This window comes from Pseudomonas sp. P42, from assembly GCF_017973755.1.
Taxonomy (GTDB): Bacteria; Pseudomonadota; Gammaproteobacteria; order Pseudomonadales; family Pseudomonadaceae; genus Aquipseudomonas; species Aquipseudomonas iridis.
In genome coordinates, this window is record NZ_JACOPU010000006.1 from 102,362 (window position 1) to 127,985 (window position 25,624).

Below are 25,624 nucleotides of genomic sequence, written 5' to 3' on the forward strand. Positions count from 1 at the left end.
ATGACTGGTCGGTATCGAACCTGTTACACAAGAATCAACAAGCCAGGCCATCGGGGTGAATTTCGACCGGTCGCGGTTCGATGAAGGGCTTGAAAGCCAGCATCCACAGACGTCTGCTGATTTGTATCGAGAATGTACGAGAATTGTAAGTGAGCGCACAAAAAGGGTTGGTGCCATCAGTTAGCCGATGGATACTCCCCAGCATTCGAGTGGTTCAACAAGGATATTTCATGTTCATTTCACAGGGAGTTTTCTCATGACGATTGGCATTGTCGGCGGCTGGGAAAGCAAGGCTGGCGTCATGGTGCGCAACACGGGCGGCAAAAAGCAGGTGTCCCAAAGCGTCAAGGTGCAGCAGATGCTCACCAAGGTCGGTAACGATCCTAACGCTTTGAACACTGCCGAGATGGACAAGCAAGGCCTGCGCAAAAACATCAAGGGCTTTGATCCCGCGAATGTCTCGGTAAAACAGATGGGTAACCTGGCGGCGATGCTGCGTAGCCGCGGGCTGATCTCGGAAATCACGTCCTTCACCCTGATGAATGCCGGCGACAAGTTCGACCGTTTCGGCGTGACCAAAGACATTGACGCCAAATTCAATGCACTGGAGTATTTCGCGACTCAGCTTGATGCGATCCAGAACAATGGTCTCAATGGCAACGCGTATGGCAAAAATCTGATCCCCGAATTCAAGAAAGCCATTTACGTCCTGCAAAACCTGAAAACCTATGGGGAAGGCAACGCGCCGCTTCCCAATAAAGACGGCATCAAAGCCAAGGCTTGAGCCGCCAGACAATGACCCGCTCAAGGTGAACGGGTCATTTCGCAAGATCGCGGTACGCTCAAGTCACAGCGCTATTTTGCTCAGGCGAGGTACGACTTGCTGTTGTGCCTGATCGTGTAACTGCTGCATCTGCGGGCAGTGCAACTCAAGTTTTCCCAGCCGGTAACCCCGGTGAAACAGCGCCAGCCATCCTCCCTCCTTACCCTCGACGGGTGTCAGCCCGGTAAAGACAAATCCGATTGCAGCCAGTCTGTTCAGGTCGCAGGTAAATTGCGGTGACAATCCGAGCCGGATCGACACTAGCCATTGCTGCGGCAATCCCCTTAGCTGCTCGAGCAGATCGTGCCGCAGGGCCATGAGCAGGATGTCGTAACGACTGGTGTGTTGTTCCAGCTGAATCGCGGGACCACGCCAGTAAAATCGCTGCTCTTGCGTGCCGAATACATCACATAAATGTTCCATGAAACTGCGGTAAGCAGACGGCCAGATCTGCCTTGGCGATGTTGATCGCCGCCGGGGCTACCCCGTTGCAAGGATGATGGTCGTCTTGAAGCCGTGATGAAGCCAAAAGCCTCTATCGGCTGTAACATGAGGCCCCGTTTGCAGCGGCGCGTACCCGTATGACGGCAAGTGCATGGCATGCAAGTGGATACATTCCAAAGTTTCAGGAAGCCGCAATGACCCAGAAGCAACGTTTGATTTATTCGATTCTGATCGCCGTCTCCGTACTGGCGATCATGCTCGGCCTGTCCTGGCTGCAAAACACCGGGAAGATCGATGAAAAGACCTTCCAGTACATCGCCATCGGTGTGGCGGTGATCGTCGTGGTGATCAACGGCGTAATGCGCCGCAAGGTCAAACCCTGACGGCGATCGCAGTACGTTTCACTCGGTGTCGAGGACTGCAGCAGCCTGCGGATGCAGGCTGTAGCTCTTGTCCGCGTTGAAGGTGATCACACCTTCGGCGCTCAGGCGCTTGAGGACTTCGCGCACACTGAGGAAGGACAGCGGAATATCCAGATCCAGCAATTGGCTATGGACGCCGCGAACGCCCAGGCGACGGTCGTTTTGTGCCGCGACCAGCAGGGCGTCGATGACCTTCAGGCGAATCAGGCTGGTGCGCAGACCGAAGCTCTTGAGCAATAGCCGGATGCGTTCGTTGCCGTGACGCTCGATGCGTTGTCCGAAATCGCTCGCGTGGGGGCTCATGGATGCTCCTTGTGACGCCTGGCTACCGTCCCTTGGTAGTTGCGAGTTGTACATGCAATTACTCCTTTTCAGAGCCCGATCGGGAAAGGTTTTTTTGCGCTCTCTAAACAAGACGTTTCAGCTCGCCAAATCATGAAAGAAAAAATGTAGAAAATTTGTCGGGATTTCGTCTTCTGCGCGTAATCACTGCGTAAAACTGCCGCCCACCGCGCTAAATTTTTTTCGTCGACGTTCGTTTTCAGGACAGGCTCATTGCGCGTGGACGCGTGGGTGTTACCACAGCGGATCCGTTGCCCGTCACATGTTTCGCGCGGCAAGGCAGATCCGCTCTTCGGCATTTCGATCAGGAGCGAGCGTGATTATTTCCAGGCAGTTAACCGGACTGGCCGTTGCCGGTATGCTTTTCGGGCTGAGCCTTTCGGCCCATGCATTCAGCCCCTCCATTGATACCAGCGCCGAGATCCGTCGTACCGGTTTCGGCGTGCCGCATATCCGCGCACACGACGAGCGAGGCTTGGGTTTCGGCATCGGTTACGCCTATGCGCAGGACAACCTGTGCCTGCTGGCCAACGAAATCGTCACGGTCAATGGCCAGCGTTCGCGTTATTTCGGCCCGGATCAGTTCACCGTCGAAGAGCGTGAAAACCGTGTCAGCGATGTCTTTTTCAATTGGCTTAATACGCCGGAAGCGGTCAGCACCTTCTGGCAGGCGCAAACGGCACAGGTGCGTGATCTGGTCCAGGGTTATGCCGCGGGCTACAACCGCTATCTCGCCGAACGCCGTCCGCAGGGCCTGCCGCAACAATGTCAGGGCGAATGGGTTCGCGATATTGCCCCGGAAGATCTGGTCAAGCTGACCCGTCGTCTGTTGGTCGAGGGCGGGGTTGGACAATTCGCCGAAGCCCTTGCCGGTGCCACGCCGCCACAGGCCACGGCCCGGATCGCCAACGATACGCACGCCTACCAAATGGCAGATGTCCGTCAGCAGCGCTTCGCGCTTGATCGTGGCAGCAACGCCGTGGCGGTGGGGGGCGAGCGGTCGTTCAACGGTCGCGGCATGCTGCTGGCCAACCCGCACTTTCCCTGGGTTGGCGGTATGCGTTTCTATCAAATGCACCTGACCATTCCGGGCAAACTTGACGTCATGGGTGCCGCTTTACCGGGCCTGCCGATGATCAACATCGGTTTCAACCAGCATCTGGCCTGGACCCACACGGTCGATTCCTCCAAACACTTCACCCTGTATCGCCTGCAACTCGATCCAAAAGACCCGACGCGCTATCTGCTCGATGGCCAATCATTGCCGATGAGCAAGCAGACAGTGACCGTGCAGGTCAAACAGGCCGACGGGCAAGTGCTGCCGGTGGCACGTGACATCTACAGCTCGAAGTACGGGCCGATCGTGCAGTGGCCGGGCAAGCTCGATTGGGACAATCAGTTCGCCTACAGCCTGCGTGATGCCAACCTCGACAACGATCGCGTGCTCAAGCAGTGGTATGCGATGAATCAGGCTTCCACGCTTGAAGATTTGCAGGATTCGGTGCACAAGATTCAGGGTATTCCCTGGGTCAATACGCTCGCCGCAGATGACAAGGGGCAGACGCTGTACATGAACCTGTCGGTGGTGCCGAACGTCAGCGGCGAAAAACTCGCAAAGTGCAGTGACCCGCGAATCGGCACCCAGATGATCGTGCTCGACGGCTCAAAAAGCGCCTGCGCCTGGGACGTCGACTCGCAAGCCGCGCAGAAGGGCATTTTTGCTGCCAGCCAATTGCCGCAACTGCTGCGCAAGGACTTCGTCCAGCACTCCAACGATTCCGCATGGCTGGCCAACCCGGCGCAACCGCTCACCGGTTTCTCGCCGTTGATCAGTCAGGACGGCCAACCGCTGGGCTTGCGTTCGCGCTTTGCCCTCGATCGTCTGGCGAGCCTGAACAAAAAAGGCGCGCTGGGGATCAAGGATCTGCAGCAGATGGTGATGGACGATCAAGTGTATCTGGCAACCCAGGTGGTGCCGGATCTGCTGAAGTTCTGCGCCGCTGACCTTGGCGCCGATGCGCAAGCACTGAAACCGGTGTGTGCCAGCCTGAAAGCGTGGGACGGGCGGGCCAATCTGGATTCGGGCCTGGGCCTGGTGCATTTCCAGAACATCATGCAAGCCCTGCAGAAGTCGGTGGACATCTGGCGCGTCGCCTTCGATCCGCAAGACGCGCAACACACGCCGCGTGGTCTGGCGGTCGAGCAGCCAGCGGTGGCCAAGGCGCTTCGCGAAGCGATGCTGGCGTCGGTCGATACGGTGGCCAAAATGGGCCTGAAACCGCAAACCCGATGGGGCGACATTCAGGTGGTCAGCAGCGGCGGGCGGCAGACGCCGATCCATGGCGGGCCGGGTACGCTGGGGATCTACAACGCGATCCAGAGCGTGCCACGCGAGGATGGCAAGCTTGAGGTGGTCAGTGGGACCAGTTATCTGCAAGTCGTGACGTTCGATGAAAAGGGCCCGCACGCGCAGGGAATTTTGGCCTTCTCGCTGTCCAGCGATCCGGCATCGAAATACTCGCGCGATCAGACTGAGGCATTCTCGAAGAAACAGTGGAGTGTGCTGCCGTTTACCGAACAGCAGATCCAGGCTGACCCGCAGTATCAGGTGCAGACCATTCACGGGACGCTGGACAAAGCGGGGAAGGTCGCCGCACAGTAAACACGGTGTTACTGGAAAAAAAGCTGAAGGCCGCATCCCGCAGGGGGCGCGGCCTTCAGCTTTTTGGCGGCTGTTGCGGCATCGGGTTGATCACCGGGTTGCCTTCCTTGTTGCGCGTCAGATAAACGGGCAAGACCTTGGGCAGGGAGTTGGCGAGGTTGTTCAGCTCTTTGATGTTGTAGATACCGCCCACCCGAATCGCTCCGGTGCTGTTGTCGGCGAGCATCAACGGTTTTTCCAGGTAGCGGTTGATCAGCGGCAGGGCCTCACTGAGCGGCAGATTGTCCAGCACCAGTTTGCCGCTGCGCCAGGCCAGCGAAGCATCGTCAGGGTAGGTCTGGCTGATTTGCGGCATGTAGTCGCCCGGTTTGTAACGCGCTTGCATGGACGGCTCGAGACGCAAGCCATCGCCCGGCAATTGACGATTACTGCTGACCAGCACCGAACCTGCGATCAGGTTCACTCGCACTTGATCCTCGTACATCCAGACATTGAACCGCGTGCCGGTCACCCGGATTCTGCCTTCGCCTGCCCGCACGACAAACGGGTGTGACGTGTCGTGACTGACGGTAAAGAATGCCTCGCCTTTTTTCAGCGTGACGCGGCGTTCGTCCTTGTAGTTGCTGAAGGTCAGGTCAGTGTTGAGGTTCAGTTCGAGTTGGCTGCCGTCACTCAGCGTCACCTGCCGCACATTGTCAGTGGCAGCAAAATGCTCATAACTGTTGGGCAGCCAGCCCAGATGCCAACCGGTGTAAGCCGTCAGCGGCAACGCCAGTGCGCAGACCCCGGCCGCTATCGCGTAGCGGCGCCATGAGCGGGCAGGCTGAGGAACCGGCACAACCGATGCTGTCTCCGGGCGCGGCAGGTGTCCGGCAACGTCCCAGATTTCCAGCATGGCTTCGTACTCGAATGCATGTAGAGGATGTGCATCGTGCCATTGCTGGAATGCGCGACGCTCGTCTTCCGTGCAGTCGGCGGCGTGCAAACGCATGCACCAATGCGCGGCGGCATCGGTGATCGCATCGTATTCGGCTTCCGAGAGAGTGTCTTGGGTCATTGACTCATCCTGATTTCGCACATTCTAACCTTGACGGGAAGTTGCCGAGAACATAAGTCATGGCATTTACCCATCAAAGTGGAACTTATTTTTCGCTCAGGCGCCCAAAAAACAGGACGCCAATGACCACTATCCATAAATGGAGTAAAAAAATGATCAAGAAGACCTTTGCTGCCCTGATTGCCACTGCAAGCCTGCTCAGCGCCGGTGCTGCGCTGGCAGACAAGCCAGGCGCAGGCTGGATCACCATCGAAAAAGCCATCGATACCGCGAAGACCAAGGCAGGTTATGTCGAGATCTACAAGATCGAGGCCGATAACGATGGCTATTGGGAAGGGGAAGGGCGCAAGTCTGACGGTGTCGTCTATGAGTTCCGCATCGATGGCGCATCGGGCAACATACTGCGCGATCAGAAAGACTGATCCCGATCGTCTGAGCCAGGGCGCAGGTTTCGACCTGCGCCTTTTTTTATGTTTTTTTCAGGGTGCCGGTACTGGGTCCAGTTGCCGACCCATCTCGCAGATCAACAGGGCGAGCGAATCGGCATTGTGCAAAATGACATCGATCCGCGCGTCGGCTGAGATTCGGTTGTAAAAAGCGTTGCGTGCCTCATCCATGGTCGGGCTGCTGGTCAGCCTGAGTATTTCTTTGCCGATGTGTTTGCCATCGGGGATCTTGTCCAGATCGACGAACTCCCCGCGGCGGTGGCTTTCACGCGCAAAGAGTGCCTGACGCGGCGTTTGCAGGGACAGCGCGGTGCTTCGAAAGTCTTCCAGCGCATCCCTCAGGTTTCGCCCGAAAACCGTGATGGTGTTGATCAGATCGGGAAACGGTCGCCGCGCTTCCAGTAAGGCGAAGTCTTCGGTGCCGGAGTATTGATGGGAAAATTCGTGGATCAGGGTGGCAGCCTGGGCATGGCCTTCGATGTTGAAGGGCTCACTCAGATGTTCCTGGTAGTAGGCCAGGTTCGGGTCGAAGAAATGCTCGGTGAAATGCACCATTTTGCGCTCGTCCTTGATCAGTACAAACGCACTGACGGAGGACTTATAGATATTGGAGCCCACCACAAACCGCTCGGTGTTCATCAGGTCATCGCTGGGGTCTACCAGCGCTTCACAGATCGGCACGATCGCCTTGTGCACCTTGCCTAACAGGTTTTTATCGACTGCAGTCACCCCGAAAAAAACCTTGAGAAAGCCATCCAGCCGGCTGCCGGGAACGTTGGCTTTGAGCTGGGCCAGATTGTGCAAACTGTTGAAAGCGTAAAAGCGGGCAATGTCGATGGCCTGCTGGATCTGCCGTGCTTTATACGGATGAAGGCGCTGAATCTCCTTCATGCCAATCGCTTCAATGTTCAGCAACGCCCTGCGGTGGGCTTCAACATCATCCGCGCGCGACAGGATCGACATGACTTTGCCGTAATGCGCGGCGTTCTGATCAGGCGCCAGCAACAGGCGCGAGCCGCTCTGGACCAAGCACGGACCGGGTGCCAGGTCGTTGACCATCTGCCAGACAGGTCCTGGTTGTTCTACACGGTTTACCTTGCCAGCGATCGGCGCATAGGTGCGCTTGCTGAGCAGATCCTCGTAGACGCCCGTTTGTGGGACATGCCGCAGATCCTGCAGCGCGACATCCGTGGCTTCAAAGGGCTGCAACTCGGTGCGTAGCGGCGAGGTTGTTCTGATCTGCGACCAGCTCGGTGCAGACTGCGCGGTGGGCGGTGCTGGCACGTCGGTGACGGTCGCGGCGCCTTCCAGCTTGAGACGCCCCAGCGAGATCATTTGCGCCGCCCCTGAAATAAAGCTTTTCAGGGCTTGCGGCCAGTGATGATCCTGCAAGCCTTCGGCGGAGTGCTTGAAGTCTTTGTAGGCCTGCCAGAGAAAAGAGAGGTAGGACACTTTACCCGGGAGCAGGCTCGCACTCAGGCTGATACCTCGGTTGAACAGCGCTTTGGCCGTGTCCCAGTCGGCCTGGGCGTCGCGTTGCAATTGGCAGCTCAGAAATTGCGGCAGCAGCTTGAGGTTGTCAGTGAAAAACCTGTGCAGCACGTTGCCGGTGATGGGCGTGCTGGACAGGGTGAACTCACTGGTCGTGCCAGCACTCGATTGTAAAAGCGTAGCGAAGATCGACTGTTGTGCCTGGGGCAAACGGCGAATCAGCAGGTCCTGGAACCTGCCCGGTGTGTTGATGGCGGCGATGACGCTCGCCGAATCCGCGAACTCGCGCAACACTTCTTCGCCATACGGCGAATACAGGACCAATGGGCCGGTGTGGCCGCCACCCGGACCGATCAGGTACATCCCCAACGCTTCGACAGCGACTGCGCCTGCGGTCTTGAACAAAGACAGCGGAGAAACAATCGCGTGGGCGCCTTCGACGGTTTTACGGGCGAGGCCATCCGGCATGTCGAGCACCTGACACAGGTGATCGAACGCGCTGGCGGACAGCTGTTGCTGCATCTTCAGACCTTGCGCATGTTGCAGCAATTGCCAGGGTAACTGGCGATAAAAGCGCTGTCTGCGCGCCGTGGCTTGCGCATTGCCCGGCGACAACGCGGCGGTGATCTTTGCCGCGAATGTCGTGGGAATGTCCAGCGACAACAGCAATTGCCTGACAGCGCTTTGATCCAGGCCGGCCGGTAGACGCCGGGTGGTTTTCGAGGCGACCTTGAACCCGGTGCCCTGGCCGATGTTGAAATGATTCAACGCAAATTCCGTCAGCGGGCGCGCAGGGCCGGCCAATGCCAGGTTGGGGGTGATCTCGATGTTCTGCGGGTCGAGCGCGCTACCCGGGAAACGGCTGTCGAGCAACGACTGCAAGCGCTGGCTGACGTACTCGGGCAGTGACGGCAGGCCGCTGAGGTAATCCTGCTGGTCAACCACACTGTGGCGCCATTGCTCCAGCAGTTCGAGATAAAGCTGTTGCTCTTGCACCGGCGCCATGGCCATCCAGGCCGGCAGCGATTGTTGCTGGCAGATGGCGTTGGCCAGGTAGACGCTGCGCTCCAAATTGGTGTCAATCGGGGTTTTCACCACAACGTCAAAGGCAGCCTTGAGTTTCGACGCCGTCTTGATGCGCTGGCGAAGCTGATTGCAACGCGCAAGGAAATGCTCGATGCCGGACTGCACACGTTCCAGCAGCACGTTGTCCTCGATCAACCGCAAGGCACCCAGCGTGTACTCGTTGTGAAACCGACGTTGCTGGGGCAGCAGGTTTTCCAGCAGGGTCAGGCGATCAAGCTTGTCCTTGAGCCGATGTTCCAGCGCGAGGCGGGCGGAGCCGATGCTGGCAAAGACTTCCAGGCCCTGTGCCGGAGTCCACAAAACGGCGCGACCGGAGTACAGGTCGTCCAGGCCACCACGCTCGGTCAGTAAAAAGCAGTGGGCCAATGCCAACGCTTGCGCCACCCCGGCGCTCCTGAGGGTGATTGACCAGGCGTCGGGCCGGAAACCATTAAGCGAGCGACGATCATCGCGGCTGGGCTGAGCGTTGTTGAACACGGTGTCGACAATCGCTTGCTCCGGCACCGTCAGCGAACCACTCATCACGCGTAGCTGCGCCTCATGGGTCACGCCGCTGACCAACACGTTGCTGAGCCTGCCTTTTAGGGTGTCGAGGTAACGGCGCTGTTCGGCTTCGGTCGCCGTCGGCTGCCCTCTGAACGTGCCGGTCAGCACGATGTTTTCCAGATCACAGGTATCGGCAATCCTCGTCGCCTTGTGCGCCAGCACCTCGGAAGGTTGTTGCACGCCGGTCAATACCGGCCGTGTCGACCAACGTTCGCCGGCGTCGAGAGTCAACAGCCGTTCATGCAGCATGGCGCGGATATCCAGTGCCTTGTCGAACAATGAATGAATATCGACGCCGCCATCGCTGTGCCGGAACACTTGCAAGGCGTAGGCGATGTTTTGCCGTTGCTTGGTGATGATCGCCTCGCACAGCACTTTGAAGGGTTCGCCGCCGAGGCTTTCTCCCGTCACGTTCGGGCGATTGAAACCAATGAACCGGTTGCGCTCCTGCATGCTCAGCAAGCCATAGAATTCGTCCTGATGACCGCGTGCGCCGAACTTGCTCAACACGGTGTCTCGCAGGTCAGCGTAGTCCTTGAGCACCTGCAAACCGTGCGTGGGCGTGTACAGACAGGCATCGATGTGGCTGATCATCAGCGAACCGGCCAACTCGACATACTCGGGTTGGTACTCCCAGATCCGCACGTTTTCGATGGTCGGGCGACCGGCCGGTAATGCGTCGGGCTGAATCATCTGATGCAGGACGGCGAACTTGTCAGCGCTGAGGATGGCGCCTTCGCGTTTGATCATCAGGTCGGCGCGCGCCTGCTCTTGCAGCACGGCACTGAAGAACGCGTTACGCGGCGAACCTGTTTCGGCGGGCGCCTGCCAGTAGTGTTGCAGTTGTTGAAAGAGCAACACCTGCAGCTTGCCCGCGACCGCATCAAGCGCCTCTTCCCATACGGCCTGGTCGCGATCGAACGGTGCACGCCCGGGATGGGAAAACTCATGCATCTGGTCAGTTGACCAACCCTGATTGCGGTAGACCATCAAGACTGCGTCACTCAGGCTGATGGAGTCGTGCCAGTGCCTGACGGACTGCGTTGGCGATGCGGCGTTTGCACTGCCCAGCGCGGCATCGAGGTAGAAGTTGACTCGGGTCAGCGCCTGATTGATGTGAGGCAAACGGATGTTCAACAAGCCGTTGAGGAGCGTTTCCAGCATTGATGTCAGCGAGGGCAGGCGTTTCAACTCGTCGAGCGTGGCCTGGGCATTACGTTGCTGGCTCGCGAGAATCTGCGCCTTCTGATGATCGAAAATGTCGCCTTCGATGGTTTCGAACGTCAGCGTGCGCTGCCGCTGTTCGACAATGTCCCTGCGTTGGCCGAGCGCGATGAAGGCCAGAAGCAGGTCGTCTTCTTCGGCATCCTTCAGACGTTTTTCGAGCTGTTTTTTCAGCGTGGCCAGGTTTTCGTATTTCTTGATGCCGTCATAGGGCGTGTACAGGATCGCGCCTCGGTCATCAGGCGTTTCGCTGAGAATGAAACAGCCTGCCAACGTCACCGAGGGCGCCGTGCCTGCGTGAATGTGAATGCTTTGCGCGAGCATCGGCGGGGTTTGCCGGCTACGCAGTGCCTGAGTAGCAAGTTTTACATGGCCCAGCCAGGTGAAATCCTTGGCATTGAGATTGTGCGTTTTACTCAGTTGACTCCACAGCGCGGGAAAATTCAGGGTTTCGGAAAACAGCAGCGGGGATGCCGGCTCAGTCATCATCAGGTCTCGAAATGGCGCGTGCGGCGCGAAAAATGAAGTCCGAGACTAGGGGCGATGGAGGCGGCGCAGGTGGTAGATAGTTATCGCACGGCCAGATGCTGGTGCTTTGGACGGCAGGCGTCGAAGGGTTGACAGGGTACTGTTGTGGCGTGGTTAATCGGTGCGCAAGTTGTCCGTACGCTGGTGTTCCCTCCAATAACTATTCTGGAGCTTCAGATGTCTGCGCCAAACGATTGTGCAATACCTGCCGCTGCTTCCTCGATTACCCTTGAGGCGCTGACCCGGTTGCTTGAAAGCGTGTTTCTGCGCAATGGCACCAGTGCCGAAGTAGCGCGGGTGCTGGCCGCCAACTGCGCCAATGCCGAGCGTGATGGTGCTCACAGCCATGGCGTGTTCCGCATTCCCGGCTATGTTTCGACCCTGAGCAGTGGCTGGGTCAACGGCCAGGCAGTGCCCCAGGTTGAAGACGTCGCCTCGGGTTTTGTTCGGGTCGATGCCGGTAATGGCTTTGCCCAGCCTGCACTGGCGGCTGCACGAGCGCTGCTGGTGGAGAAGGCGCGTCACGCCGGAATCGCCGTGTTGGCCATTCGCAACTCTCACCATTTCGCCGCGCTGTGGCCGGATGTCGAGCCTTTCGCCGAGGAAGGGCTGGTGGCATTGAGCGTGGTCAACAGCATGACTTGCGTGGTGCCACACGGCGCTGACCGGCCATTGTTCGGCACCAATCCGATTGCATTTGCCGCCCCACGCACCGGCGCCGCACCCATCGTTTTCGACCTGGCCACCAGTGCCATCGCCCATGGCGACGTGCAGATCGCCGCGCGCAAAGGTGAAAAACTGCCGCCGGGGATGGGCGTCGACACCCTCGGCCAGCCGACTCAGGACCCCAAGGCGATTCTGGAAGGCGGGGCATTGTTGCCATTTGGCGGGCACAAGGGCTCGGCGCTATCGATGATGGTCGAATTGCTCGCGGCGGCACTGACGGGAGGGAATTTTTCTTTCGAGTTCGACTGGTCCAACCATCCAGGGGCGAAAACACCATGGACCGGCCAGCTATTGATCGTCATCGACCCAAGCAAGGCGGCGGGCCAGAGCTTTGCCGAGCGCAGCGAAGAACTAGTGCGTCAGATGCATGGGGCAGGGCTCAAGCGCTTGCCGGGGGACCGTCGGCATTTGCAGAGGGCAAGGTCACTGGAGCAGGGGATTGTGCTGGATGAGGCGACTTTGCAACAGCTCAGAACGCTGGCTGGATATTGAGGTGTGGTGAGGGGACGAGTCCCCTCACCACAGGAGATTGCTTAGCGACGACCGAGCAGCAGACCCACCACCAGGCCAAAGCCAGCCGAGATGGCCACAGTTTGCCAAGGGTGGCCGCCAATGTAGCTTTCGGTGGCTTCGACCGCAGGCTTGGTGCGATCACGCACGCTGGTTACCGAGTCCAGCGCCTGCTGCAGCTTCACCGAGATTTGTCCGCGCAGGGTCTCCGCTTCTTCACCTACCATCGAGGCACTGCTCTTGAGTAGTTTTTCGGACTCTTCGATCAGCGCCTGAAGGTCGCTGAAGGCTTGATCCTTGATTTGATCCTGGGCGGCTTGCACGGCGGATTTGCGGGCCATTGGGTGACTCCTTGCAGTTGAATGGACAGTGATCAATGGAGTGTGACGCTGGGTGAAAAGTTGCACTGAATTTAGTCCGGAATCAAAACCTGCGCGGGAGATTTCCGTCGAGCGTGTAAGATGTCGGCATTTTACGCCGCAGGATAAATCCCCATGAGTTTCAATCTGGCCGACAAACCCCTCGCAGAGCGCGCCGCGCTGGAAGACGAGAAATCCCGTCTGTTCGACCTCTGGCAAAGTAATCTGGGCAAGGCCAAAGGCGAAGCTGCACGGTTGTTCGGCGAGCGGGCCAAGCGCAAGGGCAAATGGGCCGAGTGGGTCCGTGCGGAACTGGACGGCATGTCACCGCCGGAGTTCGCCAACATGGTGCGCAGTGAGGTCAACCGCTTGATGGCGGCGAAGTAACGCCGCTTCAGTCGCGGTTGAAGCACGCAACAATGGCTTCGCGGACCTTCACCACCACAGGGTCGATCTGGGTACTGGTGCGCCAGCCCAGCTCGATCGGGTAACGCGGCAAGGCCAGCGGGCAGGGCAACAGCGCCAGGCCGCTGAGGGCGGCGATGCTCGCGGCGGCATGCGCCGGGATCGTCGCCACCGCCTGACTGCCTTTGAGCAGAAAAGGCAGCGCGGCAAAATGCGTGGTCGACGCACACACTCGTCGAGTCAACCCTGATGCCGCCAGCCCTTCATCGGTGATGCCGATAAAACCACCCGACGACACCAGAAGATGTTCGCGGGCAACAAACTCCTGCAGATCGATTTGTAGCTGGCCGGGCGCAAGGCTCACAGGGTCCAACAGGCACGCATACCCCCCTTCGCCCAAGACCTGACGGCTGAGCAAGCGTTCGGCAAAGCCGCCGGCAGTGATCGCCAAGTCGATGCTGCGTTCCATCAGCGCGCGGGCGACGATCTGGCTGTGGGTCTGGCGGAAGATCAGCCGCAGTTTCGGTGCACTGCGGGCGATTTCCTCGATCAAGCGACGGCCGTAAGCAATTTCAAAATCGTCCGAAAGGCCAACAGTGACCGAACGACCGTCGTAGTGATTGGCCGTCGGATCAACCATCGCCAGACTTTGCCTGCATTTGTTCAGCGCCTCGCTGACCACCGGTTTCAGCTGATTGGCCTTGAGCGTCGGCGCCAATCCTCGGCCGGTGCGCACAAACAATTGATCGCCGTAAACCTCACGCAGACGCCGCAATGCCGCGCTGACTGCCGATTGCGTCACGCCCAGGCGCAACGCTGCGCGGCTGGCACTGGATTCTTCATGCAGGGCTTCGAAGACTTTCAACAGGTTGAGGTCGACCGTGGAGATATTCATTTGGCTCATATCATTCAGCAGCGAACGGGGCTTTATTCATGATCCCGTGACGCCGGAGAATCAGCAACACTTGAATCGGATGGAGTGACCGCGATGCCAAAATCAATCGTTGCTGCGCTGCAAATCGGCGCATTACCCGGCGGCAAAGACGCAACCCTGGCGCAGATTCTCAGTTGGGAGGCGGCCATCATTGAATCGGGCGCGGCGTTGGTGGTGATGCCGGAAGCCTTGCTCGGCGGCTATCCGAAAGGAGAAGGCTTCGGCACGCAACTGGGTTATCGATTGCCAGAAGGCCGTGAAGCGTATGCGCGTTATTTTGCCAATGCCATTGATGTGCCGGGTGCGGAGACCGACGCGTTGGCGGCTCTGGCGGCGCGCACCGGGGCCAATCTGGTGATCGGCGTGATCGAGCGCTCGGGCAGCACGTTGTATTGCACGGCGCTGTATTTCGATCCGCAGTCCGGACTTGTCGCCAAACACCGCAAACTGATGCCCACCGGTACCGAGCGGCTGATTTGGGGCAAGGGCGACGGCTCGACGCTGCCGGTGCTCGACAGCCAGGTCGGCAAACTCGGCGCGGTGGTGTGCTGGGAGAACATGATGCCTTTGCTGCGCACGGCGATGTACGCCAAGGGCATTGAGGTCTGGTGCGCACCGACCGTGGATGAGCGCGAGATGTGGCAGGTAAGCATGCGCCACATCGCTCATGAGGGGCGCTGTTTTGTGGTCAGCGCCTGTCAGGTGCAGGCGTCGCCGAATGAGCTGGGTTTAGAGATCGCCAATTGGCCGCAGGATCGTTCATTGATTGCCGGTGGCAGCGTGATCGTCGGGCCGATGGGTGATGTGCTGGCGGGGCCGTTACGCGGCGAGGCAGGGCTGCTGACGGCTGAAATCGATACGGATGACCTGATCCGGGCGCGCTATGACTTCGACGTGGTCGGCCATTATGCGCGGCCGGATGTGTTCGAGTTGAGCGTTGATGAGCGCGCGAAACCGGGCGTGCGGTTCAACACATAACCCTTGTGGAAAAGCCTGGCCTGGGTCGTATCTGGATCCCCACAGGACAACAACCGGGATCCTGGATTGCGCCAGCCTGGCAAGGTCAGTGGGTTGATCAGCGAGGCTAACGCATTTTTACCAGGTCGCGGCGCTGGCCTTGGGCAGGCTGAGCTTGCCGCTGTCGACAAAACGCATGGTGCCGAAAAGTCCGCCGGCGAGTTTGCCGCGCAGCACGTAGGGCAGGTTGTCGAGGGTTTGCGCCTGGCTCAGGCCGAGGGTCTGGCGCAACACCGAGAACGCGGAAACGCTGACCGGGACGCTGACCACGGTTTCGGAAAACCGCCCGATCGTCCCGCTCTGGTCGCTGACGCCCGAGGCCAGAGCATGGCCGTTGACCTCCAGATCGAGGGCGATGCCGTTGTAATCGATAGCGGTTTCGTTGGGGTTCTGTACGCGCAGTTTGATCGCGAAACGCACTTCCAGATCCTGACTGGTCAGCGGTTCGATCCCGACCACGTTGATGCTGACCGGGTCACGATTGGGAAACAGCGCGCAGGCACTGAGCGACAGCAAAAGTAGCGACAGGATCAAAGCGTGCAAGCGGCGCATAAACAGTCTCTCAACAAAAAAGGGCTGAGCCGCTACCGGATCAGCCCTTTTTTATTCAGAGCGCAGCGTTAGCGGTTCAACTGTGCGACAGCCGCAGGCGAGGCAGGTTCACCCTTGGCCGGAACATCCGGGTTTTCCATGACTTGCAGGATAGAGGCTTCCGGATCGAAGTCGTCCTCCTCAAGTTCGATGAATTCTTCCGGCAGGAAGATGTTCAGCACGATAGCGCACAACGCGCCCACGGTGATCGGCGATTCGAAGATGTTGCGCAACGCCTGGGGCAGTTCGCGCAGGACTTCCGGCACGGCGGCGATGCCCAGGCCCATGCCCAGGGAAATGGCCACGATCAGCATGTTGCGCCGGTGCAGGCCAGCCTCGGCGAGGATCTTGATCCCGGCCACGGCCACGGTGCCGAACATCACCAGTTCGGCGCCGCCGAGCACGGGTTTTGGCATCAGTTGCAACACCGCACCAATCATCGGGAACAGCCCCAGCAAAACCAGCAGCCCGGCAATGAAGAAGGCGACGTAACGGCTGGCCACGCCGGTGAGCTGAATCACGCCGTTGTTCTGCGCGAAGGTCACCATCGGCATGCTGTTGAACACCGCTGCCATTGCCGAGTTGAGACCATCGGCGAGCAAACCGGACTTGATCCGGCGGATGTATAACGGGCCTTTGACCGGTTGCCGGGAAATCATCGAGTTGGCAGTCAGGTCACCGGCAGCTTCCAGCGGCGAGACGAGGAAAATCACCGCGATGGGCACAAACGCTACCCAGTCGAAATTGAAGCCGTACTTGAACGGCACCGGCACGCTGACCACCGGCACGTCGGGCAGATTGGCAAAGTCGACGCTGCCCATCAACCACGCAACCACATAGCCGAGGGTCAGGCCGATAACTATCGCGCCCAGACGCAGGAACGGCACGTCGACTCGGTTCAGCACAACAATCGTGCCGAGCACCAGCGCCGCCAGAAACAAATGGCTGGCGCCGCCCAAATCCGCCGCGCCGAAACCGCCGGCGATGTCGGTCATTGCCACTTTGATCAGTGACAGGCCCATCAGCGTGATGATCGTGCCAGTGACCACCGGGGTAATCAGCATGCGCAATTTGCCGATGAACTGGCTCAGCGCCACTTCAATGAACGCGGCGAAAAAGCACACGCCGAAGATCGTCGAGAGGATTTCATCGGTGCCGCCACCGCGGGCCTTGACCATAAACCCGGCACTGAGAATCACGCTGATAAAGGAAAAACTTGTTCCTTGCAGGCATAGCAAGCCAGAGCCCACCGGGCCGAAACGCTTGGCCTGAACGAACGTGCCCAGGCCCGAGACGAACAGCGCCATGCTGATCAGGTAAGGGATTTCGCTTTGCAGACCAAGGGCGCCACCCATGATCAGGGTCGGGGTGATGATGCCGACGAAACTCGCCAACACGTGTTGCAACGCTGCAAACACAGTGGCGGTCAGGTGCGGGCGGTCGTTGAGGCCGTAGATCAGATCGTTGTTGCGCAGGGCTTTTTCGGAGGCGGTCATGATGATTTGCGCGCCGTGAGGCGGGGCCGGGTCAGAAAATGGAGGCGCAGGATGCCGGAAGAGGGCGGCGAGGGCAACGCAATAAAACTGCCTGAAAGGTCAGGTTTTATTGGGTGTAGAAGGATTTCACAGGCAACTTCGAACGATCGCAGACTTCGGTGGCGCCTACAGGGGATTGGTTCAGCAGCTGTCGAAGCATGCGATCTTTCAGGTAAACGCCGCCAGCAAATCCTCTTCAAACGCCTTCTGCGCATCCCCCGGTACCTGCGCCCGATGCCGGGCCAGATGGAACGCCACGTCAAAACTCAACTCACCCTCACGCAGCGGACGCAACAGGCCGCTATTCTGCCAGCCAGCCGCGTAGTGATCCGGCAGATAACCCACATGTTTGCCGGACAGGATAAACGCCAGCGTGCCTTCAACCTGCTCCGATCGCGCCGAACAGCGCTTGCCTTGAAACGGCTCTTCAAAGCGTAAAAAACGGTACGGATGATCAACCCGGTCACACGCCTCGATCGCCGCATCGCTGGGCGCGTCATCGCTGAACAACGGATGCCCGACCGCGCAATACAAATGCTGGGTCTCACTGAACAAATGGCGGTAGTCGAACGCACTTTGCACCTGCGAGAAATAGCCTATCGCCAGATCCAGCCGTTGTTGCAGCAGCAGTCGTTCCATCTCGCCGGGCATTGCGCTGATCAATTCGATGCGCACTGATTCATCGCGTTCTCGAAAGCGCCGGATCGCTTCGGCGACCCGTTGCAGCACCGATTGGTCGACTGCTTCGGAGATGCCCAAACGCACTTCGCCGATCAAACGCCCGGCGACCCCGTTGGATTGGTGGCGAAAGGTCTCAATCGATTCAAACAGGCTGCGGACGGCGATCAACAGCTGCTCACCTTTGGGCGTTACGCTGAAACCGCCCTTGCCCCGGCTGCACAGGCGATAACCGAGACGGGTTTCCAGCTTCGCCATCTGCTGACTGATGCTCGACTGGCTAAGGCCCAGTTCGCCTTGCGCCGCGCTAAACCCGCCGCATTCAACCACCCGCACAAACAGGCGCAACAACTGCAAATCGACATCATGAAGCTGCCCGAGCATCACATTACTCCGGGATAAAGTCAGGTTAATAAACTTGGTATTTTGCCAATGTATCCGAGCGCGCATCCTGCCACCACTTCCTCCGGTCAGGTGTTCGTCATGGCTCAAGTGTTCAAGCTGTGTTTCCCCGCGCTGTTGTTGTCCGTGGTCATCAACGCTCACGCCGAGGACAAAACCCTCAACCTCTATAGCTGGGCCGATTACGTGCCGCCGAAGACCTTGCAGCGCTTCGAGCAGGCAACAGGCATCCATGTGCGCTACGACACGTTCGATACGTCCGAGGTGCTGGAAACCAAACTGCTCACGGGCGGCAGCGGCTACGACGTGGTGGTGCCGTCCTCCAGCGTGCTGGCCCGTGGACTGGCGGCCGGCGCACTGAAAGAGATTCCCCACGACGGGCTGATGGGGTACGCCAATCTCGATGCCGATCTGCTGGAGAAACTTGCCGCCGTCGACCCCGGCAATCGCTATGGCGTGCCTTACACCTGGGGCACGCTCGGGCTGGGGATGAACGTCGAAGCGGTCAAACAACGCCTGCCTGACGTGCCGTTGAACAGCCTCGATCTGCTGTTCAAACCAGAATACGCCAGCAAGCTGAAGGACTGCGGGATCGCGATTCTCGATTCGCCGCAGGAGGTCATCGGCCTGGCGCTGCATTACCTCGGCAAAGATCCGTACAGCACCGACAAGCAGGATCTGGCCGCCGCCGAGGCGTTGTTGCACACACTTCAGCCGTCGGTGCTGTACGTCGCCACCGGTCGACAGATCAGCGATCTGGCCAACGGCACAGTGTGTCTGGCCCTGACCTACAACGGCGACGCGAGCATGGCCGCCGATCAGGCGCGCAAGGCTGACAAACCGTTTGAGGTCGCTTACCGCATTCCCAGGGAAGGCACGCTGATCTGGCAGGACAACCTGGCGATCCCCAAGGATGCGCCGCACCCCGAAGCGGCCCAGGCGTTCATCGAGTTCATGTTGCGCCCCGATTCGGTCGCCGAGCTGACCAATACGCTGTTTTTCGCCACCGCCAACCAGGCCGCGACGCCGCTGGTGGATGAAGCGGTGCGCAACGACCCCGACATTTATCCGCCGAGCGCCGTGCGCGAACGGCTTTATGCCGACCGCAGCATGAGTCTCAAGGAAATGCGTCAGCGCACGCGTCTGTGGACCTCTTTCCGTAGCCACCAATAACAAAAGGAGCACACCGATGGACGTGCCAAACCTCAATGACCAAGCCATGACGCGCGACAGCCTTTACGGCACTTGCGCCGAAAGCACTTACGCCGGGATCACCAGTTTCATGCGTCGACGCTACAGCCGCGACCTGCGTGGCGTCGACGTGGCGGTCAGCGGCGTGCCGTTCGACACCGCCACCAGCAACCGCCCGGGCGCTCGATTCGGACCACGCGGGATTCGCGCGGCGTCCAGCGGCATTGCCTGGGAACGTCACTGGCCGTGGGCGTTTGACCCGTTCGATCATCTGGCGGTGGTCGACTTCGGCGACTGCGATTTCGACTACGGCGCGCCGCACAGCATCCCGGAAAGCATTGAGGCCCACGCCGAACATATCCTCAATGCCGGCAGCGCCATGTTGACCTTCGGTGGCGATCACTTCATCAGCTACCCACTGCTCAAGGCCCATGCGCGCAAGCACGGCAAACTGTCGTTGATCCACTTCGACGCACACAGCGACACCTGGCCGGACGAGGACGGCAAGCGCGTCGATCACGGCACCATGTTCTGGCATGCGGCGCGCGAAGGTCTGGTGGATCCGGCGCGTTCGGTGCAGATCGGTTTGCGCACCACCAATGACGATCATCAGGGCTTCCAGGTGCTCGACGCCCGGCAGGTGCATCGGCGCGGCTGTGAGGCGATTGTTGAAGCGATTCGCGCGCGGGTCGGCGATAACCCGGTGTACCTGACGTTCGATATCGACTGCCTCGATCCCGCCTTCGCCCCCGGCACCGGGACGCCGGTTTGCGGCGGCTTGAGCACGGTGCAGGCGCTGGAAATCCTCGGCGGCTTGCGCGGGATCAATCTGGTCGGCATGGACGTGGTGGAAGTGGCGCCGGCTTATGACCATGCGGAAGTCACTTCACTTGCAGCGGCGACATTGGCCATGGAAATGCTCTGCCTGTATGCCGCGAGGCACAAAGTCGACCTCTGAAACGCGACACAAAATCCTGTGGGAGCCAGCGTTTCTCTCGGCAGCCCATAGGGTTTGGTTTGAGGTGGGCGGGGTTGAGTCGAATCGGGCTGGAAAAAACGTCGGCAAAAAGCCCACATTTTTTCGGGGGACACCATGGCATACTGCCGCGCATGACTTTCGACTCTCCGCTAAGCGCCTGGCAGCATGCCATCGAGCACAAGGGTTTCATCCAGGATGAAGCTCAGGAACACGCCGTATGGGCGCTGCAAAAATGCCACCAAGCCTTGCACGCCGGCGCCCGCTCGGTCAGCGGCGTGTACTTGTGGGGCCCTGTCGGGCGCGGCAAGACGTGGCTGATGGATCAGTTCTATCAAAGCTTGCGAGTGCCGGCGCGGCGGCAACACTTCCATCATTTCATGGGCTGGGTGCACCAGCGTTCGTTCCAGTTGACCGGCATCGCCGATCCGCTGCGTGCGCTGGCCAAGGAGCTGGCGAGCGAAGTGCGGGTGCTGTGCTTCGACGAACTGTTCGTCAACGATATTGGCGATGCGATCATTCTCGGGCGCCTGTTCCAGGTGATGTTCGACGAAGGCGTTGTGGTGGTCTGTACATCCAATCTGCCGCCGGATGATTTGTACGCCGATGGCTTCAATCGCGACCGTTTTGTCCCGGCGATCGCCGCGATAAAGGCGCATATGCAGGTGGTTCCGGTGAATGGCGCCGAGGATCATCGCCTGCATCCGGGCGCGATTCACCAGCGCTACTTTGTCGCCACTGCCGAAGGCACCAGTGCGCTGCGCGAGGTCTTTGACGCGTTGACGGCCGGGCAATCGGCCAGCGCTGCACCGGTAGCGGTCGGCCATCGAGTGCTCAACGTGGTGCAGGCCAGTCAGACGGTGCTCTGGTGTCGTTACGCTGACCTGTGCGAGCAACCGTTCGCCGCCATGGATTTCATCGCGCTGTGCGACAACTACCGGGCTATTCTGTTGAACGACGTGCCGAACCTCAGCGCACAGAAGCGCGAAGGACGTATCGCTCGCGGCACCGAAGACGGCAGCGCGCAAGTGGTGGCGGGGGATCGTGAGTTGCCACAGTTATCGGTGCACGACGATGGCGTGCGGCGTTTTATTGCCTTGGTGGACGAGTGCTACGACCGCAAGGTCCCGCTTTACATTGAGGCACACGTGGCAATGGAGGCGCTCTACACCGAGGGCTATCTGCAGTTCCCGTTCCACCGCACCCTCAGTCGCTTGCAGGAAATGCAATTGCAACGCTTTGCCGAGGCTTGAAAGAAGAGGGCGCCCACATGAACCAGCCGCTGTCCCATCATCTATTGACCATGGCGTATCAAAACGCCTGGGCCAATCACCGACTGGCCAAGGCCTGGACGCAACTCGGCGACAGCGACCTGTCTGCCCCTCGGGTGAGTTTTTTTCCGAGCCTGCGGCTGACCCTCAACCATATCCTCACCTGTGACTGGTTCTACGTGGATGCGCTGGAGCGCGAACTGCGCGGGGACGAACCGCATCCGGACTGCTACGTGTTTTTCAACGCCGCCGAACCCTTTACCGACCCACTTCCATTGCGTGAAGAACAGGCCCGTGTTGATCGTCGGCTGATCGCTTATTGCGAACAACTGCGCGATGCCGATCTGGGCCGGCTCGTCACCATCGCCCGCGAGATACCTCAGCACGACAGCCGCTTGCGTATGCTTTCACACCTGTTTGAGCATCAGATCCATCATCGTGGGCAGGTGCACGGGATGCTCAGCGATACCGCCGTGAAACCGCCGCAACTCGACGAGTTTTTCTGTGTGGGTGAGGCGCGATTGCGCGCCGGGGATTTTGCTGAGCTGGGCTGGACCGAGGAGCTGATCTGGGGTCGTTGAACGACCTTGTGATCTTTTGCTTTCCCTGCGGGTTGTCGGCCGCACCGCGCTCGCGCTAAGGTCTTGCTGTGCCTTTCAGCAAGCACTTTGCGCGCTGGGGCTTTTGTGTTCGGGGATGGAAATGGATTCCGCAGAAATTCTTGTGCTTCAGGCCAGTTACACCAATCCAGTGCATGCCGAGGCCATTGGCGTTGTACTCAATCACTATGCAGAAGATCCCATGGGCGGCGAGCAGCCGATCGACCCTGAGTTGCTGCGACGATTGCCCGAAGAACTGGCGCGCCGGCCCCACGCCTTCAGTGTGCTGGCGTTCGTCGGCGGTGAACCGGCAGGGTTGGTGAACTGCTTTGAGGGGTTTTCCACGTTCGCATGCAAACCCTTGGTCAACGTCCACGATGTGGCGGTGATGAGCAAGTTTCGCGGTTTGGGATTGAGCCAGAAAATGCTCCGCAAGGTCGAGGAAATCTCCCGTCAGCGCGGCTGCTGCAAGATCACTCTCGAAGTACTGGAAGGCAACGCCGTGGCGCAGAACGCCTACAGCAAGTTCGGTTTTGCGCCCGGCATGTTCAACCCTGATCACGGGCGCATGTTGTTCTGGATCAAGGATCTTCAGGCATAAAAAAAGGCGCCCGAAAAGGGCGCCTAACTGTCTTCCCCCAGGCCGGAGCGCAGCCGTGGGAGGTTCATCGGTTGCTCTGTAAAAACTCAGTCGCGGTAGGACTCGGTGACTTGCGCCGTCTGATCGGCGGGAACCCGAATCTCTTTCACATTGGCGTCGTTCGCCTGTTCGCTTTGCGCGTGATGGACCGGGAAATTGTCGAAGTAATGACGCATGCGTTCGGCGCCACCTTCAGCGAAAGCGCTGGCGGAACCAAGGGCGAGTAGCCCGGCAAGCATTGCGGTGGTGATTTTCATGGTGCCTCCTACTGAACAAGTCGGAGCCGTTCGTCCATGAAGCAGATCTCGGAGGCAATTGTGTGCGGAGCGAATTAACTCGGGGTTAACACCCTTTGACGGCGTGCCATACCTGTAGCGAGGACGCTTGTTCCTGCACTACAGGTGATGGGGGCATAAAAGAAAGTCAGAGCTTCCAGTCCAGGCTCACCGTCACTGTGCGCGGATCGCCCCAATACACGCCGTTGTAGAAACCGACGTTTTCGTAGTACTTCTTGTCGAAGAGGTTATCGACGTTCAGCGAGGCCGAGAGGTTTTTGTCGATCGCGTAGCGCGACATCAGCTTGACCACGGTGTAGGCGCCCTGGTGAATTTTGGCATTTTCGGTGATGAATTCGCCCTCGGCATCCCGGCCGATCGGGCGATTCGAATCGCCGAAAATACGGCTCTGCCAATTCACTGCACCGCCGACGGTGAATGCCTGCCATTCACCCGGCAAACGATACGCCGTGGAAACCCGCAGCATGTTCAGCGGTTGGTTTTCATTGGTCCGTTGTTGCTCACCGTTGGCCGAATGGGTGTAGGTGTAGCCGGCGGTCATGTTCCAGCCGTTGAGAATTTCGCCGGAGACCTCGGCTTCGAAACCATTGACCTTGTTGCCTTTACCGCCTGACTTGTAGAACTTTTCGCGGGTGACCGGATCTGGCGGCACCGAATTGTCGACCTCGGCAACGTTGTCCTGCTTGCTCCAGAACAGCGCCGTGGCCACGTTGAGCCGCTCTTCCAGCAAACTGCCTTTGAGGCCCACTTCATAGTTGCTGCCGACGACCGGATCGAGGTACTTGCGGCTGCTGTCGCGGTTGCTCTGCGGTTTGAAAATATCGGTGTAGCTGACGTAAGCGGTGTATTCCGGCGTCAGGTCGTAGAGCAGCCCGGCATAGGGTGTCCAGACGTCACTTTGTTGCTGGCGAGTTGTTTCAACGCGGGTCAATCGCAGGCTTTTGTCATACGAGTAGTCGGCATTTTCGCCTTCCCAACTGCCGTAGCGGCTGCCGATCACGGCGTTCAACTGATCGGTCAGGCTCAGGCGCGTGGCGATATAGCCCGCCTTCTGTCGCGTGTTGCCCCTGGAGCTGGTGAGGCCTGTGACGGTGTCGGGGAACTTGGCGATATCGCCCATGTATTTCCAGTCGCGGATGCTGCCGTAACCGGCGGCACGCGGTCCGTTGACGGTCTTCGGGGAGTAGGAACGGTGTTCTGCTTCGCCATAGCCGAACATCATTTCGTGCTCACGACCGAGCAACGAATAGGGGCCGGAGAGATTGAAGTCATAGACGTCCATTTTCTGCGTGCCGACCATGTGCGAAGAGTAAGCAACCATGCCACTGCGGTCTGCGTCGGGGAAACCTTCGCCGCCATAGTAGACCTTGCCGTCGATATCGCTTTGGCGATGGGTGTAGGCCGCCTTCAGGTGCCAGCCTCCAGCCAGTGCCTGATCAAGGGTGGCGAAGGCGGTTTTATCCTTGAGCGGCCACGAACTCCAGGAAGTCGCCATATTGGTCGAGCGACCCAGTCCGGCCTTGCCGCCATCGGCGTTCCAGTAAGGTACGGTGCCCCAGGCCGAACCTTGCACCTGCTTGTCCTGATAGTCATAACCCACGGCGAGCACCGTGGAATCGGTCAGGTCGGCCTCAAGAATCCCGTAGCCGACTTCCCGTTGCAGCGCGTACTTGTCGCGAAACGACTGGCTGTCGCGATAAGCCAGCACCGTACGCCCGCGCAAACGCCCATCAAAGGCCAGCGGGCCACCGACATCGACGTAACTGTAGTAATCGTCGTAGCTGCCACCGCTGACCCCGGCCAGCGCCTGAAGCTGGGCCGTCGGCCGTTTGCGCACCATGTTGATGGTCGCGGACGGATCGCCCGCACCCGTTGTCAGGCCAGTGGCACCGCGCACAACTTCTATGCGGTCGTAGATGATGGTGTCGGCGTCTGACTTCATGCGGTCGAACGTGTTGAGCATCCCGTCGATCTGGAAATTGTTGATCGAATAACCCCGGGAGGAATAGCCGACCCGATCCGAGTCAAGGTGCTGGACCACCACGCCAGTGGTCTGGCTCATGGCTTCGGACAATGTACCGAGCTTGAAATCATCCATCTGCTGGCGGGTGACCACCGACACCGACTGTGGCGTTTGCTTGATCGACAGGTTCATCCGCGTAGCAGTGCTCATAGCGCCGGTGGTGTAAGCGTGGGTGTTTTCGGTGCTGCTGCCCAGGCCTTGCGCGGAGATGTTGGTCGATGCCAGTTCCAGCGCCGGAGCGGTGGGCTCCGGTGGTTTTTCGGCTTCGGACTCAGCCAGCAGATCGGGGCTCAGGGCGGCTCCGCAGAGGCCCAGGGTAAGGGTCATGGAACGGGTGATGGGCGCGAACATCGCAGCCGACTCCTTGTCTTCGAGGGGAAAAAATCCGTTTGTTCAAAGA

Annotated in this window: 23 protein-coding genes; 12 read left to right on the forward strand and 11 right to left on the reverse strand. The window is 59.3% G+C overall.

All coding sequences use genetic code 11. The annotated features are described in order from the left end of the window. Positions 1–256 precede the first annotated feature (256 nt). Positions 257–784: a hypothetical protein gene (locus tag H8B20_RS19925; protein WP_210624304.1), complete on the forward strand. Its 528-nt coding sequence runs from the start codon at positions 257–259 to the stop codon at positions 782–784. A 63-nt stretch (positions 785–847) separates the two neighbouring features. Here the strand turns inward: H8B20_RS19925 and H8B20_RS19930 are convergent, their stop codons facing one another. Further along, positions 848–1,246, reverse strand: coding sequence for a hypothetical protein (locus H8B20_RS19930; protein ID WP_210624305.1), 399 nt, complete (start codon positions 1,244–1,246; stop codon positions 848–850). Between the two features lie 215 nt (positions 1,247–1,461). On the opposite strand from H8B20_RS19930, the gene H8B20_RS19935 reads away from it, so the two are divergent. Further along, a complete protein-coding gene (locus H8B20_RS19935) occupies positions 1,462–1,650 on the forward strand; it encodes a hypothetical protein (protein ID WP_042559024.1) in 189 nt (62 codons plus the stop codon). A gap of 18 nt (positions 1,651–1,668) precedes the next feature. Here the strand turns inward: H8B20_RS19935 and H8B20_RS19940 are convergent, their stop codons facing one another. Beyond that, positions 1,669–2,046 (reverse strand): fe2+ zn2+ uptake regulation protein, encoded by a 378-nt coding sequence (locus H8B20_RS19940; protein ID WP_210624306.1) that lies wholly within the window; start codon positions 2,044–2,046, stop codon positions 1,669–1,671. Positions 2,047–2,347: 301 nt separating this feature from the next. Between H8B20_RS19940 and pvdQ the strand changes: the two genes are divergently transcribed. Continuing rightward, positions 2,348–4,693: a bifunctional acylase PvdQ gene (gene pvdQ, locus H8B20_RS19945; RefSeq protein WP_210624307.1), complete on the forward strand. Its 2,346-nt coding sequence runs from the start codon at positions 2,348–2,350 to the stop codon at positions 4,691–4,693. A 55-nt stretch (positions 4,694–4,748) separates the two neighbouring features. Here the strand turns inward: pvdQ and H8B20_RS19950 are convergent, their stop codons facing one another. Then, positions 4,749–5,750, reverse strand: coding sequence for a FecR family protein (locus tag H8B20_RS19950; protein WP_210624308.1), 1,002 nt, complete (start codon positions 5,748–5,750; stop codon positions 4,749–4,751). Positions 5,751–5,902: 152 nt separating this feature from the next. Between H8B20_RS19950 and H8B20_RS19955 the strand changes: the two genes are divergently transcribed. Then, entirely contained in the window at positions 5,903–6,172 is a 270-nt protein-coding gene (locus H8B20_RS19955) for a PepSY domain-containing protein (RefSeq protein ID WP_042559028.1), read from the forward strand. A 57-nt stretch (positions 6,173–6,229) separates the two neighbouring features. Here H8B20_RS19955 and H8B20_RS19960 read toward each other — a convergent pair whose 3' ends face one another. Continuing rightward, positions 6,230–11,029: a dermonecrotic toxin domain-containing protein gene (locus H8B20_RS19960; RefSeq protein ID WP_210624309.1), complete on the reverse strand. Its 4,800-nt coding sequence runs from the start codon at positions 11,027–11,029 to the stop codon at positions 6,230–6,232. Positions 11,030–11,248: 219 nt separating this feature from the next. On the opposite strand from H8B20_RS19960, the gene H8B20_RS19965 reads away from it, so the two are divergent. Beyond that, the gene (locus H8B20_RS19965; protein WP_210624310.1) at positions 11,249–12,289 is read left to right on the forward strand and encodes an Ldh family oxidoreductase; all 1,041 of its coding nucleotides are present in this window, start codon (positions 11,249–11,251) and stop codon (positions 12,287–12,289) included. Positions 12,290–12,330: 41 nt separating this feature from the next. Here H8B20_RS19965 and H8B20_RS19970 read toward each other — a convergent pair whose 3' ends face one another. Next, on the reverse strand, positions 12,331–12,648 hold the full coding sequence (locus H8B20_RS19970; RefSeq protein ID WP_210624311.1) for an ElaB/YgaM/YqjD family protein: 318 nt from the start codon (positions 12,646–12,648) through the stop codon (positions 12,331–12,333). A 153-nt stretch (positions 12,649–12,801) separates the two neighbouring features. On the opposite strand from H8B20_RS19970, the gene H8B20_RS19975 reads away from it, so the two are divergent. Further along, positions 12,802–13,053: a hypothetical protein gene (locus tag H8B20_RS19975; RefSeq protein ID WP_042559031.1), complete on the forward strand. Its 252-nt coding sequence runs from the start codon at positions 12,802–12,804 to the stop codon at positions 13,051–13,053. Positions 13,054–13,060: 7 nt separating this feature from the next. Here the strand turns inward: H8B20_RS19975 and H8B20_RS19980 are convergent, their stop codons facing one another. Beyond that, positions 13,061–13,975, reverse strand: coding sequence for a LysR family transcriptional regulator (locus tag H8B20_RS19980; protein WP_210624312.1), 915 nt, complete (start codon positions 13,973–13,975; stop codon positions 13,061–13,063). Between the two features lie 84 nt (positions 13,976–14,059). On the opposite strand from H8B20_RS19980, the gene H8B20_RS19985 reads away from it, so the two are divergent. Then, positions 14,060–14,983, forward strand: a complete 924-nt coding sequence (locus tag H8B20_RS19985) for a carbon-nitrogen hydrolase family protein (RefSeq protein WP_210624313.1) — start codon at positions 14,060–14,062, stop codon at positions 14,981–14,983. 117 nt (positions 14,984–15,100) lie between these two features. On the opposite strand, the gene H8B20_RS19990 is transcribed toward H8B20_RS19985, so the two are convergent. From H8B20_RS19990 to H8B20_RS20000, 3 genes are all read right to left on the reverse strand, one after another. After that, on the reverse strand, positions 15,101–15,574 hold the full coding sequence (locus H8B20_RS19990) for an LEA/WHy family protein (RefSeq protein ID WP_210624314.1): 474 nt from the start codon (positions 15,572–15,574) through the stop codon (positions 15,101–15,103). Positions 15,575–15,642: 68 nt separating this feature from the next. Further along, entirely contained in the window at positions 15,643–17,109 is a 1,467-nt protein-coding gene (locus H8B20_RS19995) for a nucleobase:cation symporter-2 family protein (protein WP_150687372.1), read from the reverse strand. Between the two features lie 207 nt (positions 17,110–17,316). Beyond that, entirely contained in the window at positions 17,317–18,210 is an 894-nt protein-coding gene (locus H8B20_RS20000; RefSeq protein ID WP_200614399.1) for a LysR family transcriptional regulator, read from the reverse strand. Positions 18,211–18,309: 99 nt separating this feature from the next. Here H8B20_RS20000 and H8B20_RS20005 point away from each other — a divergent pair, with 99 nt between their 5' ends. The 5 genes from H8B20_RS20005 (at position 18,310) to H8B20_RS20025 (ending at position 22,866) form a co-directional block, all read left to right on the forward strand. After that, a complete protein-coding gene (locus tag H8B20_RS20005) occupies positions 18,310–19,401 on the forward strand; it encodes a polyamine ABC transporter substrate-binding protein (protein ID WP_210624315.1) in 1,092 nt (363 codons plus the stop codon). A gap of 16 nt (positions 19,402–19,417) precedes the next feature. After that, positions 19,418–20,377 carry an agmatinase gene (gene speB / locus H8B20_RS20010; protein ID WP_210624316.1) on the forward strand — a complete coding sequence of 320 codons (960 nt, stop codon included), beginning with the start codon at positions 19,418–19,420 and terminating at the stop codon, positions 20,375–20,377. A 152-nt stretch (positions 20,378–20,529) separates the two neighbouring features. After that, positions 20,530–21,648, forward strand: coding sequence for a cell division protein ZapE (zapE, locus tag H8B20_RS20015; protein WP_210624317.1), 1,119 nt, complete (start codon positions 20,530–20,532; stop codon positions 21,646–21,648). A gap of 17 nt (positions 21,649–21,665) precedes the next feature. After that, a complete protein-coding gene (locus H8B20_RS20020) occupies positions 21,666–22,247 on the forward strand; it encodes a DinB family protein (protein ID WP_210624318.1) in 582 nt (193 codons plus the stop codon). Between the two features lie 121 nt (positions 22,248–22,368). Then, complete coding sequence (locus H8B20_RS20025) at positions 22,369–22,866, forward strand: GNAT family N-acetyltransferase (protein WP_115148045.1); 498 nt, start codon at positions 22,369–22,371, stop codon at positions 22,864–22,866. Between the two features lie 86 nt (positions 22,867–22,952). Here the strand turns inward: H8B20_RS20025 and H8B20_RS20030 are convergent, their stop codons facing one another. Then, the gene (locus tag H8B20_RS20030; protein WP_210624319.1) at positions 22,953–23,162 is read right to left on the reverse strand and encodes a hypothetical protein; all 210 of its coding nucleotides are present in this window, start codon (positions 23,160–23,162) and stop codon (positions 22,953–22,955) included. A gap of 166 nt (positions 23,163–23,328) precedes the next feature. Beyond that, positions 23,329–25,575 carry a TonB-dependent siderophore receptor gene (locus H8B20_RS20035; RefSeq protein ID WP_210624320.1) on the reverse strand — a complete coding sequence of 749 codons (2,247 nt, stop codon included), beginning with the start codon at positions 25,573–25,575 and terminating at the stop codon, positions 23,329–23,331. Positions 25,576–25,624: the final 49 nt, after the last annotated feature.

Coding starts and splice junctions, on each gene's coding strand:
- H8B20_RS19925 (WP_210624304.1), top strand. CDS start 257: ATGACGATTGGCATTGTCGGCGGCTGGGAAAGCAAGGCTGGCGTCATG.
- H8B20_RS19930 (WP_210624305.1), bottom strand. CDS start 1,246: ATGGAACATTTATGTGATGTATTCGGCACGCAAGAGCAGCGATTTTAC.
- H8B20_RS19935 (WP_042559024.1), top strand. CDS start 1,462: ATGACCCAGAAGCAACGTTTGATTTATTCGATTCTGATCGCCGTCTCC.
- H8B20_RS19940 (WP_210624306.1), bottom strand. CDS start 2,046: ATGTACAACTCGCAACTACCAAGGGACGGTAGCCAGGCGTCACAAGGA.
- H8B20_RS19950 (WP_210624308.1), bottom strand. CDS start 5,750: ATGACCCAAGACACTCTCTCGGAAGCCGAATACGATGCGATCACCGAT.
- H8B20_RS19955 (WP_042559028.1), top strand. CDS start 5,903: ATGATCAAGAAGACCTTTGCTGCCCTGATTGCCACTGCAAGCCTGCTC.
- H8B20_RS19960 (WP_210624309.1), bottom strand. CDS start 11,029: ATGACTGAGCCGGCATCCCCGCTGCTGTTTTCCGAAACCCTGAATTTT.
- H8B20_RS19965 (WP_210624310.1), top strand. CDS start 11,249: ATGTCTGCGCCAAACGATTGTGCAATACCTGCCGCTGCTTCCTCGATT.
- H8B20_RS19970 (WP_210624311.1), bottom strand. CDS start 12,648: ATGGCCCGCAAATCCGCCGTGCAAGCCGCCCAGGATCAAATCAAGGAT.
- H8B20_RS19975 (WP_042559031.1), top strand. CDS start 12,802: ATGAGTTTCAATCTGGCCGACAAACCCCTCGCAGAGCGCGCCGCGCTG.
- H8B20_RS19980 (WP_210624312.1), bottom strand. CDS start 13,975: ATGAGCCAAATGAATATCTCCACGGTCGACCTCAACCTGTTGAAAGTC.
- H8B20_RS19985 (WP_210624313.1), top strand. CDS start 14,060: ATGCCAAAATCAATCGTTGCTGCGCTGCAAATCGGCGCATTACCCGGC.
- H8B20_RS19990 (WP_210624314.1), bottom strand. CDS start 15,574: ATGCGCCGCTTGCACGCTTTGATCCTGTCGCTACTTTTGCTGTCGCTC.
- H8B20_RS19995 (WP_150687372.1), bottom strand. CDS start 17,109: ATGACCGCCTCCGAAAAAGCCCTGCGCAACAACGATCTGATCTACGGC.
- H8B20_RS20000 (WP_200614399.1), bottom strand. CDS start 18,210: ATGCTCGGGCAGCTTCATGATGTCGATTTGCAGTTGTTGCGCCTGTTT.
- H8B20_RS20005 (WP_210624315.1), top strand. CDS start 18,310: ATGGCTCAAGTGTTCAAGCTGTGTTTCCCCGCGCTGTTGTTGTCCGTG.
- speB (WP_210624316.1), top strand. CDS start 19,418: ATGGACGTGCCAAACCTCAATGACCAAGCCATGACGCGCGACAGCCTT.
- zapE (WP_210624317.1), top strand. CDS start 20,530: ATGACTTTCGACTCTCCGCTAAGCGCCTGGCAGCATGCCATCGAGCAC.
- H8B20_RS20020 (WP_210624318.1), top strand. CDS start 21,666: ATGAACCAGCCGCTGTCCCATCATCTATTGACCATGGCGTATCAAAAC.
- H8B20_RS20025 (WP_115148045.1), top strand. CDS start 22,369: ATGGATTCCGCAGAAATTCTTGTGCTTCAGGCCAGTTACACCAATCCA.
- H8B20_RS20030 (WP_210624319.1), bottom strand. CDS start 23,162: ATGAAAATCACCACCGCAATGCTTGCCGGGCTACTCGCCCTTGGTTCC.
- H8B20_RS20035 (WP_210624320.1), bottom strand. CDS start 25,575: ATGTTCGCGCCCATCACCCGTTCCATGACCCTTACCCTGGGCCTCTGC.